Source organism: Cellulosilyticum sp. WCF-2 (assembly GCF_003990395.1).
In the GTDB taxonomy this organism is placed as follows: domain Bacteria; phylum Bacillota; class Clostridia; order Lachnospirales; family Cellulosilyticaceae; genus Cellulosilyticum; species Cellulosilyticum lentocellum.
On sequence record NZ_CP034675.1, the window covers coordinates 2,509,249 to 2,520,917 of the forward strand.

Annotated in this window: 17 protein-coding genes; all 17 read left to right on the plus strand. The window is 35.0% G+C overall.

Features of this window, described 5'->3' with window-relative positions; all coding sequences use genetic code 11:
• Positions 1–4: 4 nt before the first annotated feature.
• The 17 genes from EKH84_RS11115 to nusB all read left to right on the plus strand — a co-directional run bounded on the left by EKH84_RS11115 (position 5) and on the right by nusB (position 11,666).
• Positions 5–1,483: a hypothetical protein gene (locus tag EKH84_RS11115; protein ID WP_127066352.1), complete on the plus strand. Its 1,479-nt coding sequence runs from the start codon at positions 5–7 to the stop codon at positions 1,481–1,483.
• Between the two features lie 43 nt (positions 1,484–1,526).
• Entirely contained in the window at positions 1,527–2,039 is a 513-nt protein-coding gene (locus EKH84_RS11120) for a YqeG family HAD IIIA-type phosphatase (RefSeq protein WP_127066353.1), read from the plus strand.
• 55 nt (positions 2,040–2,094) lie between these two features.
• Positions 2,095–2,529, plus strand: a complete 435-nt coding sequence (locus tag EKH84_RS11125; RefSeq protein WP_127066354.1) for a pilus assembly FimT family protein — start codon at positions 2,095–2,097, stop codon at positions 2,527–2,529.
• Between the two features lie 21 nt (positions 2,530–2,550).
• A complete protein-coding gene (locus EKH84_RS11130) occupies positions 2,551–2,961 on the plus strand; it encodes a type IV pilin protein (RefSeq protein WP_127066355.1) in 411 nt (136 codons plus the stop codon).
• A gap of 42 nt (positions 2,962–3,003) precedes the next feature.
• Complete coding sequence (locus tag EKH84_RS11135; protein WP_127066356.1) at positions 3,004–3,540, plus strand: shikimate kinase; 537 nt, start codon at positions 3,004–3,006, stop codon at positions 3,538–3,540.
• A 54-nt stretch (positions 3,541–3,594) separates the two neighbouring features.
• Positions 3,595–4,677, plus strand: coding sequence for a M24 family metallopeptidase (locus EKH84_RS11140; RefSeq protein WP_127066357.1), 1,083 nt, complete (start codon positions 3,595–3,597; stop codon positions 4,675–4,677).
• Positions 4,678–4,750: 73 nt separating this feature from the next.
• Positions 4,751–5,308 (plus strand): elongation factor P, encoded by a 558-nt coding sequence (gene efp, locus EKH84_RS11145; protein WP_013656755.1) that lies wholly within the window; start codon positions 4,751–4,753, stop codon positions 5,306–5,308.
• A gap of 128 nt (positions 5,309–5,436) precedes the next feature.
• Complete coding sequence (gene spoIIIAA, locus EKH84_RS11150; protein ID WP_127066358.1) at positions 5,437–6,381, plus strand: stage III sporulation protein AA; 945 nt, start codon at positions 5,437–5,439, stop codon at positions 6,379–6,381.
• 10 nt (positions 6,382–6,391) lie between these two features.
• A complete protein-coding gene (locus EKH84_RS11155) occupies positions 6,392–6,910 on the plus strand; it encodes a stage III sporulation protein AB (RefSeq protein WP_127066359.1) in 519 nt (172 codons plus the stop codon).
• A 10-nt stretch (positions 6,911–6,920) separates the two neighbouring features.
• Positions 6,921–7,115: a stage III sporulation AC/AD family protein gene (locus EKH84_RS11160; RefSeq protein ID WP_013656758.1), complete on the plus strand. Its 195-nt coding sequence runs from the start codon at positions 6,921–6,923 to the stop codon at positions 7,113–7,115.
• A 12-nt stretch (positions 7,116–7,127) separates the two neighbouring features.
• Entirely contained in the window at positions 7,128–7,520 is a 393-nt protein-coding gene (gene spoIIIAD / locus EKH84_RS11165) for a stage III sporulation protein AD (protein WP_013656759.1), read from the plus strand.
• A 17-nt stretch (positions 7,521–7,537) separates the two neighbouring features.
• Positions 7,538–8,707 carry a stage III sporulation protein AE gene (locus EKH84_RS11170; protein ID WP_013656760.1) on the plus strand — a complete coding sequence of 390 codons (1,170 nt, stop codon included), beginning with the start codon at positions 7,538–7,540 and terminating at the stop codon, positions 8,705–8,707.
• Between the two features lie 10 nt (positions 8,708–8,717).
• The gene (locus tag EKH84_RS11175) at positions 8,718–9,272 is read left to right on the plus strand and encodes a stage III sporulation protein AF (protein ID WP_127066361.1); all 555 of its coding nucleotides are present in this window, start codon (positions 8,718–8,720) and stop codon (positions 9,270–9,272) included.
• Positions 9,273–9,284: 12 nt separating this feature from the next.
• Positions 9,285–9,839: a hypothetical protein gene (locus tag EKH84_RS11180; RefSeq protein WP_127066362.1), complete on the plus strand. Its 555-nt coding sequence runs from the start codon at positions 9,285–9,287 to the stop codon at positions 9,837–9,839.
• A 10-nt stretch (positions 9,840–9,849) separates the two neighbouring features.
• Entirely contained in the window at positions 9,850–10,608 is a 759-nt protein-coding gene (locus EKH84_RS11185) for a SpoIIIAH-like family protein (RefSeq protein ID WP_190283304.1), read from the plus strand.
• 195 nt (positions 10,609–10,803) lie between these two features.
• Positions 10,804–11,187, plus strand: a complete 384-nt coding sequence (locus EKH84_RS11190; RefSeq protein ID WP_013656764.1) for an Asp23/Gls24 family envelope stress response protein — start codon at positions 10,804–10,806, stop codon at positions 11,185–11,187.
• A 59-nt stretch (positions 11,188–11,246) separates the two neighbouring features.
• Entirely contained in the window at positions 11,247–11,666 is a 420-nt protein-coding gene (nusB, locus tag EKH84_RS11195) for a transcription antitermination factor NusB (RefSeq protein WP_127066364.1), read from the plus strand.
• The last annotated feature ends 3 nt before the right edge of the window (positions 11,667–11,669 follow it).

Consider the following 11,669-nt stretch of genomic DNA (forward strand, 5'->3'; position numbering starts at 1 on the left):
AACAATGAAAAGATGGATGAGCATAAGCCTTGCCGTATTACTAATGTTGAGTGTAGGATGCGGTAATAAGGCAGAGAAAACTGTAGAAATACCTGAAGATATTGTTGCAAATGAAACTACAGATATAGATAAACAGGAAGAGGTTCATAAGTTTACAGAAACGGATTTTGAGGGCTTTTTTAAGGATTATTTTTCTTTTACTGAAGAAGAGCTGCTTATTTTAAATCAAAGTAGAGCAACTACAGATGAAGGATATTGGGATAACTTACAAAAGTTTTATCAACCTTTGTTAAAGCAAAAGCTAGGAAAATACCTAACAGATGGTGTGAAAAATAAACTGAATACACAGTATATCAAGTCAGAAGTAGATTTGCCAAAGTGGGTACTTATAAATGATTATATTGTAAGTGGCAAAGCCGAAGTAGAAAATATTCAAATCAAGTCAACAAGACCTTTAGGCGAACAAACAGTATATGAAGTTGCTGTTACCACAGTTAATAATTGTTACCCAGTAGATACTTTTGTGAAGGACTATAGTTGGGGAGAAAAAGAAGGGTATTTGATTAAAAAAGGCGAAGGTGTGGTTGCTACAAATACTACATTAGATGGTATTGACATAAAAGGGTTAGAAAATCAGCGTTATATCTTTAGTGAAAAGCCAGATGCTATAAAATTGGAGCAAGATTTTTGGATAACAGTAAATGACAGTGAGATTTTTAAAGTGGCTAGTGTTACTAATGCAACGAGCTGGGGAATGTCAACTGATGATAAAAATAAGCTAATAGATACACAGCATATCACTAGAGTAGCATTTGAAAGTGAACCTACCAAAAAGCAAGGAGAGATATTAACTCAATTAGCTACCATATTGATGCAACAACCTGAAAGTACCTATGATTATTATAAGGTTGCATACAATACCAATGCGGATGCATATATTAAGTTTTGGGATTACTTAGGATTAGAGCAAGTGTTTACAGTTGATAAAGAGAGCTATAAAGTTGCGTTCCATAGGGAAATTAGTCCTTATAAAGATGAAATAAGTTCTTTAAAACCCAATATGGGTGCCATTACCATTACACCGAGTGTATTTAGCACCAAAAATCAACCACGATTTGTTATAACTATTCCTACTGAGACTTTACTAAAAAATAATGAAGTAGTATATTATAATTATAAGTATTATGTTGGTATGGAAAATGATAAAATTGAAACATTACAATTTATGCAAATCCAAAAAAGTAATGATGTTGAATATATCTTAGGAATGTCAGATGCAGACATTGCAAAAGTAGCTGAAGAATTACAAGTTGATAAGGATGAATTAATAAAAGCAGCTCAAGATGCTGAAATGAATATTCATGATCTGGTAAAGGCAGCAAAAGAACAGGAGAAGAGTCCAATCCTGATCGCTAATGAAAGTGCAGCTGCTAAAAAAGCTTTAGAGGACAATAATGAAACAACTAGCAATACAACCAACTAGCATAAGTGAACTTGACAATAATATAGCAGTAGAGAGGCAATAGATGATAAAGAAATTATATCCAACGGTTTATGTGCCATCAATATATGATTTAAATTTAAAACAACTTAAAAGTGAAGGAGTTAAGGGTATTATCTTTGATATAGATAATACCCTAGTTCCATATGATGAAGCCGAACCTAATGAAGAAATTATAGCTTTATTTGATCAGATAAGAAAAGAAGGATTTAAAATTACTTTAGTATCTAATAATACTGAAGATCGAGTGGTAAAATTTAATGAAAAGCTTAAGGTATTTGCTCTTCATAAATCTCAAAAGCCCCTAACTAAAAACTTTAAAAAGGCCCTTACATTAATGAACTGTCAAAAGAAAGAAGCCATTATTGTAGGAGATCAAGTTTTTACTGATGTATATGGTGGTAATAAAGCTGGTATTAAAACGATTTTAGTGCAACCAGTAAGTGAGAAAGATGAATGGAAGACCAAGGTAAAGCGTGGACTAGAGAAAAAAATCATTAAAAGTTATCAAAAGCATTTGCAAAAAGTGAATAACTAAAGAAGCCTTTGTCAATCCTTTTAAAAATCTTTATTTTTAAGAGGGAGGGCAGTTTATGAAACAAAAAGGCTATGTTTTAGTGGAGTTAGTAGTGATAATAGCCGTCATAGGCATTACCATAGGAAGTATCATGGGTGGTGTAAAATGGTTTCAAAATATACAGTTTAAGTTAGCTGTGGGGGAAGTAGAGAATGCCCTTATTTATGTAAGGCAAGCCGCTGTAAAGACAGGACAACAATACAATCTTTACTGTTTTTCTAATCGTGTATTAGTAAGGCAAGGGGTAAACAAACCTATTTATACCATTCGTTTAAGCAAGGGAATAAAGATTCCTGATAATATTACAGGAAAACATTTAATTTTTAGAGGCTCTATGGCTTCATCTAAGACAGGAACTATTACTTTAATTAACAAAGATATTAAGCAACGAGCAGACATAACAGTTTATATCGCCACAGGAAAAGTAGCCGTTAAATATAAAAGTTTATGAGGATATATAGTGGGGTGAATAATGAACAAGTTCAAAGCTCAATCAGGTTTTACAATGGTAGAACTCATTATTGTAGTAGCGATCATGGGGATTATTGGTGCTATCTTAGTTCCGCAGTTTACTAAGACAACTGAAAAAGCTAGAATAACCACAGATATCAGTTCAGTCAAAGCAATTCAAAGACAAATCGACCGTTATCATGCGGAATTTGCTAAATGGCCAGGAAATACCCCACAAACTATTATGAGTGAATTAGTTTTGCACAATTATATCGATGCCAGTTATGTTTCAGGAGGAAATTTAGAGGTAGGTACGTCAGGGGCTCAAATGATTTTTGATGTGACTCAAAACCAAGTAAAGCTCAAAGTGAGTGTCAATCAATATCATTTATTTCTAGGCCAAACAGAACAGTTAGCATGGTTAACGCATTAAATGAGAGGAAAATAGCATATATTAGATGACAAGAGGTGGGAGATGACAAAAGCAATTTGTTTAATCGGATTTATGGGAAGCGGTAAAACAACAGTAGGAGGAGCCTTGGCAAAAGCACTTCACTACTCATGGATTGACTTAGATGCCTATATTGAGGAGGCTTGTGGGGAAATGATAGCCTCTATGTTTGCTAGTAAAGGTGAGGCTTATTTTAGAAATTTAGAAGAAACTTATTTAAAGAAGGCACTTGATGAAGAAGTAGGTATTATTTCCACCGGTGGTGGCATTATTGTGAATTCAGAAAATAGAACTGTTCTTAAAACGCAAAATACCTTTTATTTATACCATGAATATGATACTTTATATGAGCGTATTGCAGATGATAAAAGCAGGCCCTTAGTTTCTAGCTATGAAGAAGTTAAGGAACGTTATATGAAGAGGCAGGCTTTATACGAAGCAGCTGCTAAATATACTATAAGCTGCGAAGGCAAAAGTATTGAAGAAGTGGTAAGCACTATTTTAGAAATACTTAAAGACAAAGAAGGTTTGTGTGAATTTGGTAGCAAAAAGGATGCATGATTTTTTCATTAAAATCTAAAAATAAGTACATAAAAAGAAAAGGAAGATGACAGCATGAATAAGAGAATAGAACAATTACGTGAGTACATGAAGAAAGAAAAATTAGATGCCGTTCTTATAGGAAGTGAAGCAAATCGTAAGTATTTAAGTGGATTTACGGGTTCAAATGCGATGCTTTACATTTCTTTTAGCAAAATGGTGCTCGTAACAGACTTTAGATATCTAGAACAAGTAGCTAAAGAAGCACCTGATTTCACCTGCATTGATCAAGGACAAAAAAGTCTTTTAGCCACAACAGTAGCCATTGCAAAAGAAGAGGGTGTTAAGCGCATAGGCTTTGAAGCCCAACATGTGACATATAGTAGCTACTTAGAGCTTAGTCAGCACACTGCTTTTGAATGGATTCCTACTACTAAAAGTGTAGAGAACTTAAGGCAAATTAAAGATGAAGAAGAACTAGAGAAGCTTAGAAAAGCTGAAGCTATTGGAGACATGGCTTTTAAAGAAGTTATCCCTTTTATCGAAGCGCGTTGGAAAGAGGGACTTACAGAAAATGAAGTGACACTTCAACTAGAACAAAGCATGAGAAGACATGGTGCTTCTGGTTTATCTTTTGCTTCTATTGTAGCAGCGGGTGCTAAATCATCCCTGCCACACGCTCATCCTGGAGAAGAAAAGCTTCAAGTTGGTGACTTTGTAGTCATGGATTTTGGATGTATCTATGAAGGGTATTGTTCAGATATGACACGTACTATTGTCATAGGAGAAGCGAGCGAAAAACATCTTAAGATTTATGAAATAGTACTACGTGCGCAAAAAGCAGCACTTGAAGGGATTCGTGTAGGAATGAAAGGCTGCGAAGTGGATGCTATTGCTAGAAATATTATTAAAGAGGCTGGTTATGGCGATTACTTTGGACATGGGCTAGGACACTCTGTTGGTATTGAGATTCACGAGAATCCAAGATTTTCAGTGCTTGATCAAACAGAGATTAAGCCAGGAATGGTGATGACTGTGGAGCCAGGGATTTATCTTCCTGGTTTTGGAGGGGTACGTATTGAGGATATGATTGTGGTGACAGAAAGTGGCATAGAAAACTTCACCCATTCGCCAAAAGACCTTATTATCATTAAGTAAAACAAAAAAATCGTTGAAAATTTTAAAAATCTAGTTTACACTATATGAGAAAAGATAATTAGGAGGAAATGTAATGATTTCAGCAGGTGATTTTAGAAATGGTGTTACAATCGAATTCGAAGGTAACATTTATCAAATTATTGAATTCCAACATGTAAAACCAGGTAAAGGTGCGGCTTTCGTTCGTTGTAAAATAAAAAATATCAAAACTGGTGGGGTAGTAGAAAGAACTTTCCGTCCAAGTGAAAAGGTACCTAAAGCGCATATTGAACGTAAGGATATGCAATATCTTTATTCAGATGGTGAGTTATTCCACTTCATGGATGTTAACACATATGATCAAATCGCTGTTAACGCTTCAACAGTTGGTGATAGCTTAAAATTTGTTAAAGAAAACGAAATGGTAAAAGTAGCTTCTCACCAAGGATCAGTATTTGCTATTGAGCCTCCACTTTCAGTAGAGCTTCAAATCGTTGAATCAGAACCAGGTATTAAAGGTGATACAGCACAAGGTGCTACAAAACCTGCTATTCTTGAAACAGGTGCAAAAGTAATGGTACCATTATTCATCGAACAAGGTGAAGTTATTAGAATTGATACACGTACAGGTGAATATACAGGTAGAGCATAATCTCTAACCTTGCAAAATGCTTCTCTAGGCAAAGTCCTAAGAGGAGCATTTTTTTGTGCCATTTTTAGGTTCTAACTCGTCCTTCTTTTGAATATATTAAATTAATCCATATACAAAGGAGGAATCATATGAACGAGGAAAACTTATTAAAAGTTTTACCAAGAAGCATTAAATTACCCATGCAAAAACTAAGTAAAACCAGCTATGAGTCTTTACAAGAAATTAGATTAAGAGCAGGGGGTCCTATTCTACTTAAAATGAATGGGGAAGAATGGGGAATTAATGAGGAGGGACTATGTCATGTTAGAGAGAGTTTAGCCTTATTACCTCAGGATATAACAGATGTTTTACATTGCATGAGTGATTTTTCTCTTTATGCTTTGGAGGATGAAGTAAGGCAAGGGTTTATTACTTTAGAGGGAGGACATCGTGTTGGACTGGTAGGTAAAGCTGTACTGGAGCAGAGTCATATAAAAACCCTCAAATACATAAGTGGTATGAATATTCGTATTGCCCATGAAGTGATAGGGTGTAGCCAAAAAGTAATGCCTTATATTTTAAGTAGGGACAAGGTGTATCATACACTCATTATTTCCCCACCAGGTTGTGGAAAAACAACACTTCTTAGAGATATGATTCGTTATTTAAGTGAAGGTTTTTGTGGCTATGGACCTTATACGGTAGGGGTTGTAGATGAGAGATCAGAAATTGCAGCTTGTTATCAAGGCGTACCTCAAAATAGGATGGGAAGTAGAACAGATGTCTTAGATGGTTGTCCAAAGGTGGAAGGCATGCGAATGCTTCTTAGGTCAATGGCACCACAGGTAATAGCTGTAGATGAAATTGGTAAAGCTGATGATTGTACAGCATTAGAAGAGATTTTAAATGCAGGTGTGAGCCTGTTATGCACTGTGCATGGTAAAAATATAGAGGACTGCTTAAGGAGACCTGTTCTGAAAGAACTCTTAGAGAAGGGGCTATTTGAACGTCTCATTGTTTTATCACATAAACAAGGGCCTTGTACCATAGAGACTATTAGAGATGGCATAAGGGGTATTAGTCTACTGGGATAGGAGGAGTGTAATGAAACTATTAGCTATTGGTCTTGTATTAATAGGATGTATATTAGGCGGCATTTGGTTAGATGAGGATCAAAAAAAGCGTATAGAAGAGCTTGGAAAATTTATCTATTTGTTTGAACTTTTAAAAGCTGAAATTGACTACAGGCTTACTCCTTTAAAAGAGGCGTGCTTAATAGTAGGGAAGAGAACAAACAACAAAAGCATAGACGCGGTCATGATAAGCTTTGCAAAAAGTTTAGAAGATAAAGAGAGTGTAAGAGTAGAAGAAATGTGGGAAAACGCTATTAATGCCCAAAAGCAAGCATTTCACTTACAAGCTGAGGATTATAAATTACTGTATAGTTTTGGGGGAGCTTGTGGGTATTTAGACAAAAATATGGAGAAGCGAAATATTGAGATGGTTTTAGAACAATTACGACAAAGTACAAAAGAAGCTAAAGAAAAGTATCAAAAAACAAGCAAGCTCAATAGATCTTTAGGCGTTTTAGTAGGACTTGGTTTAAGTATCTTTTTATTATAGGAGGAAGCAAATGATAGATTTTACTATTATTTTTAAATTAGCAGGACTAGGCATTTGTATCACAGTGATTAATATTCTACTTGATAAAGCAGATGCAAAAGAGTGGAAATTTCCTATATCTGTAGTAGGTGTCATTATGGGTCTATTTATTGTGATGCAATACATTCAGCAATTTTTTCAAGTGGTACAAACCTTTGCGCGCTAAGGAGGAGTGATGATGGACATCCTTAAATTAGTTGCTTTTGGACTAACAGCTACGTTACTCATTGGATTAGTAAGTTATTATGATGGCTACAGTAAAATGTATGGTAATTTAATTCGCATAGCTGCGGTAACCATACTGATGATATTTATTGTGAGTCAGCTAGACAGTGTATTTATGGTGGTACGAGATTTAGCGAATAAAATGAATATGGATAATACCTATCTTAATATTGTACTTAAAGTAGTTGGCATTGCCTATTTAGCTGAATTTGGAGCACAGCTTTGTGAGGATGCAGGAGAAAAAGCTATCGGCAGTAAAGTTCAATTAGCAGGAAAAGTAATGATTTTTGTCATTGCTTCTCCCGTTATTCTAGCTCTAATAGAATTGATTACAGATTTGATTTAAAAGCGAGGGGGAGGAAAATGAGACCAAAGAAAATCTTGCTTAAAGTATGTATTGTACTGATCGCCTTTATCATCTTCGGCATTACTTTAAAGGCAGAAGAAATCAATGAAGAGGAAGTACTTCATTATGGTATTAACTTATTTGACTGGAATGCTATCGAACAATTAGAAAGTGAGCTGAAAGCAGAGGCACCTCAATTAAAACAATTTAGTTTAAAACAAGAAGTAACGAACTTGGTAAGTGGTAAGGCAGACTTATCCATAAACTATATTTTAAAACAAATGGGTAATCTGTTTTTGGGAGAGATTGCTTTATTTCTTCAACTAGGTGCAAGGTTTATTCTCATTGTGCTTTTGTGTAATCTTCTTCAGACCTTGAGTAGTTCTTTTCAATCTAAGGATACTATGAAAATAGGCTTTTTTGTATGCTATATGGCTATTTTACTCAGTGTTGTTCAAAGCTTTGTAGTGATGATTCAGCTAGCACAGCAGACAATAGATCAAGTGTTAAAGCTGATGTATATATGCATTCCGACATTACTTGCTTTTATGACGACTACAGGTTATGCGGTTTCAGCAGCAGCTATGGCACCCGTTATTATTACTGCTTTAAGTTTAACGACTTATGTGATTCGTGTTATTGTACTACCTTGTATTATTTGGGTAATAGTCTTAGAAATAGTGAGCAGCATGAGTGAAGAATTTAAAGTAGATCAGTTTATTAAACTTTTTTATAAAGGTATCAAGTGGACTTTAAGAGGACTACTCGTTTTAAGTGTAAGTATTTTAAGTATTTATCGTATGACGCTGCCGTATGCAGATGTTACGGTGAAAAAAGCTGCATTGAAGTTTTCTACAGCTTTTATTCCAGTAGTAGGAAATGCCGTAGGGGGCGCAGCAGATTTTTTAATGAGTTGCTCAGGACTTATCAAAAATACATTTTCTGCAGGTGTTATTATATGGCTGCTTCTCTTAGTAAGTGTTCCACTTATTAAGATCTTCTCATATGTTGTTGTTTATCAGATAGCAGGTGCACTTATTGAACCTATTGGAGATAAGAAGATGGCCAGTATTGCACATAAATTAGGCAAAGGCTGTGAGTTTATTATGAGTGCTGTAGGAATTGTAGCTCTTTTGTGTGTATGTAGTTTAGCAATCTGTATGAGCGTAGGGTTAAATGTAACGTAGGAGGAAAACAATGAGAGGCTATTTACAAATGCTTATTTGGATGATGCTTTTTGTCATTATTATAGAAATGATTTTTCCAGACTCAGCGTATCGTAAATATATTAAATTGATACTAGGCTGTATTTTAATTTATACCATGTTGCAGCCGATTATAGGTTTAGTAAAAGGAGGACATAACAGTTATGATGACTATGTTAAATATTACGAGGCACGACTAAGTGGAGGAGAAACTGCTTTATTAGAATATAACAATCAACTTGAAAGTCAGCAACAAGTGCTTAAGCGTTATTACGAGGAAGGCATTAGAAGTACAGTAGAAAAAGAGTTTGATGTGAAAGTTCAGGCTATTAGCTTAAGTTATGAAGGTAATGAATTAGAGGAGATTACTTTAACAGTGGGGAAAAATAGAAGTGGAAAGATACATATTGGAACGATTCATATTGGAAACAAAAGCGATACCTTAGATGGTGATGAAGAAAATTTAAAAAATAAAATAAAAACTTGTCTCAGCGACTTCTATAATGTACAAGTCTGTAATATACATATTACAGTACAAAAGAATTAAAGGAGGGAAAGCATGTCAGAGAAATTTGCAAAGTGGGCAAAAGAAGGTAAAAACAGCAAGTATATGTGGCTCATCATAGGGCTCGTTTTACTGGTACTAGGGATTACCTTTTGGCCTATGGGAAGCTCCAAGGGAAGTCAAACGCAAACAGTAGTCAGGCAAACAACAATTAAGGAAAGTCAAAGCTATGAAGATGCATTAGAAAAAAAGCTTGCAAGCATATTATCAAAGATGGAGGGGGTTGGTGAAGTTAATGTGATGGTTACCATTGTTTCTAATGAAGAAAAAGTCTTAGCCGAGGATACAACTACTAATGTGCAGCGCACGGAGGAAAAAGATCAGGCAGGAGGCACAAGGGTAAGTGACACTAATAACACCTCTCGTCAAGTTGTGCTTCAAAATAACAATACGCCTTATATCGTTAAACAAAATGCACCTGTTATAAAAGGCGTACTTATATTAGCGCAAGGAGCAGGTGATAGTGGGGTAAAAGAAAGTGTTACAAATGCTGTTGCCTCACTCTTAGATGTTCCAGTACATAAAATCTCAGTTGAAAAAAGAAAATAGGAGGATTCATATGTTTAATTTAAAAAGAAATCAAGTTATTATTACTGTCCTAGTTTTTATGATTGCAATTGCAGCTTATCTTAATACGCAGCAGGCACCTAATGTGAAAGATGGCAATTATGTAGCTGATAGTAGTATTACAGGAGATAACACAGCAGAGGAAACAGATTTATTCTCTGGTTATGATGAAACCGCAAGTACTAATAGTCAAGTAGTAGCAACTAATGATCAAACAGTTGAGAATAAACAACCAGTAGCTCATACAGAAGAAATTGCTGTTCCAAGTGAAGAAGCACAACTGACAACAGCTGATGCCAATACAAGTGACAGCTTCACAGCTACTATCACTAAAAAAGCAGAAGAATTAACAGATACAGCCAATGTAGCAGCTAGCAAGAATTTAGATGTCAATTATTTTGCGGAAGAAAAACTTTTAAGAGAACAAAGCCGTGCTGCCCAAATTGAACAGTTGAGTCAATATGTAGCTAATGAAAATCTTGACCAAGATAGTAAATCAAAAGCAGCGGCTAATCTCTTACAAATTCAAGAGAGAATTGAAAAGGAAAGTAGTGCAGAAGCACTTCTTCGTGCTAAAGGATTCCAAGAAGTATATGTAAGAATTGATGATGATACTGTGGATGTAGTGGTTAATAAAGCAGAACTTTCTGATACAGATATTGCACAAATTGAAGAAATTGTTAACCGCAAAACAGGTTATAGTGTAGGTAAAATCAATATTACACCACTGAATGGGATTGCTAAAAAATAATGCATCATTACTTTATCTAGTTGACAAATTTGAAAAATAGCATACTATAAAAAGGCACTTGTTAATAAGAAACAAGTGCCTTTTCCTATATTTTCCTATTTGTTACTGAAGAAATAAAATAAAATTGCAAGCTATGGCATTTTTGTATATAATAAGACCATAAGATAGATGATAACCTATAGGAGGTATTTAAATATGGACGAGCAAAAAATTATTGGGTTAGAAACCACTCATGATATGGATCAAGTTCAAATTGCTGATGATGTTATTGCAGTAATCGCAGAAATCGCAACTTTAGAGGTAGATGGTGTTGAAGCTACGGCTCCTACTAAAGCAGAGTTTGTACAACAAGCTATTAGTAGTAAGAAAAAACCCAAAGGTGTTAAAATAGAAGTAGGCGAAGAAGAAGTTTTCATTGATATTGCGGTGATTGTAAAATATGGCGCAAAAATTCAAAAACTATGTTTAGAAGTACAACAAAAAGTTAAAAATTCAGTAGAAACAATGACTGGATTAAATGTAGCTTCTGTTAATGTTCATGTTGTAGGCGTACAATTTGACAAAGGACAAGAAGCATAAAACATGTAACGTTAGCTGACTTCCACTCGGAGGTTAGCTTTATTCATAAGGAGGACAAAATGACTAGACGTAATGCAAGAGAGCTCATTATGCAAATGCTATATGAGGGAACTTTTCATCCAGAAGAGGAGAGAGAGCGTATTTTATACGACCAGTTAAATGCGATGGACAGCAAAGAAAAAAGTGCTAATAAAGCCATTGTAAAGTTTATTGAGGACACCTATTTTGGTGTTTATGAACACGTTAAAGAAATAGATGCGCTTATTGCGGGAGCAGCTAAAAATTGGTCAATGGCTCGAATTGCTAAAGTTGACCGTAGTATTTTGCGTTTAGCTATTTTTGAGCTGCAATATACAGATGTACCTGTTAAGGTAGCTGTTAATGAAGCAGTAGAGATTGCAAAGATTTATAGTACGGATAAGTCACCTAAATTTATTAATGGTGTTCTAGGAAGTGTAACTCAGGCAAATGAGGCGTAAATA

Excerpts from the sequence above, each read along its gene's own strand:
- EKH84_RS11115 (WP_127066352.1), top strand. The coding sequence starts at position 5 with ATGAAAAGATGGATGAGCATAAGCCTTGCCGTATTACTAATGTTGAGT.
- EKH84_RS11140 (WP_127066357.1), top strand. The coding sequence starts at position 3,595 with ATGAATAAGAGAATAGAACAATTACGTGAGTACATGAAGAAAGAAAAA.
- EKH84_RS11170 (WP_013656760.1), top strand. The coding sequence starts at position 7,538 with ATGAGACCAAAGAAAATCTTGCTTAAAGTATGTATTGTACTGATCGCC.
- EKH84_RS11190 (WP_013656764.1), top strand. The coding sequence starts at position 10,804 with ATGGACGAGCAAAAAATTATTGGGTTAGAAACCACTCATGATATGGAT.
- EKH84_RS11180 (WP_127066362.1), top strand. The coding sequence starts at position 9,285 with ATGTCAGAGAAATTTGCAAAGTGGGCAAAAGAAGGTAAAAACAGCAAG.
- EKH84_RS11120 (WP_127066353.1), top strand. The coding sequence starts at position 1,527 with ATGATAAAGAAATTATATCCAACGGTTTATGTGCCATCAATATATGAT.
- EKH84_RS11155 (WP_127066359.1), top strand. The coding sequence starts at position 6,392 with ATGAAACTATTAGCTATTGGTCTTGTATTAATAGGATGTATATTAGGC.
- EKH84_RS11135 (WP_127066356.1), top strand. The coding sequence starts at position 3,004 with ATGACAAAAGCAATTTGTTTAATCGGATTTATGGGAAGCGGTAAAACA.
- spoIIIAA (WP_127066358.1), top strand. The coding sequence starts at position 5,437 with ATGAACGAGGAAAACTTATTAAAAGTTTTACCAAGAAGCATTAAATTA.
- EKH84_RS11185 (WP_190283304.1), top strand. The coding sequence starts at position 9,850 with ATGTTTAATTTAAAAAGAAATCAAGTTATTATTACTGTCCTAGTTTTT.
- efp (WP_013656755.1), top strand. The coding sequence starts at position 4,751 with ATGATTTCAGCAGGTGATTTTAGAAATGGTGTTACAATCGAATTCGAA.
- nusB (WP_127066364.1), top strand. The coding sequence starts at position 11,247 with ATGACTAGACGTAATGCAAGAGAGCTCATTATGCAAATGCTATATGAG.
- EKH84_RS11130 (WP_127066355.1), top strand. The coding sequence starts at position 2,551 with ATGAACAAGTTCAAAGCTCAATCAGGTTTTACAATGGTAGAACTCATT.
- EKH84_RS11175 (WP_127066361.1), top strand. The coding sequence starts at position 8,718 with ATGAGAGGCTATTTACAAATGCTTATTTGGATGATGCTTTTTGTCATT.
- EKH84_RS11125 (WP_127066354.1), top strand. The coding sequence starts at position 2,095 with ATGAAACAAAAAGGCTATGTTTTAGTGGAGTTAGTAGTGATAATAGCC.
- EKH84_RS11160 (WP_013656758.1), top strand. The coding sequence starts at position 6,921 with ATGATAGATTTTACTATTATTTTTAAATTAGCAGGACTAGGCATTTGT.
- spoIIIAD (WP_013656759.1), top strand. The coding sequence starts at position 7,128 with ATGGACATCCTTAAATTAGTTGCTTTTGGACTAACAGCTACGTTACTC.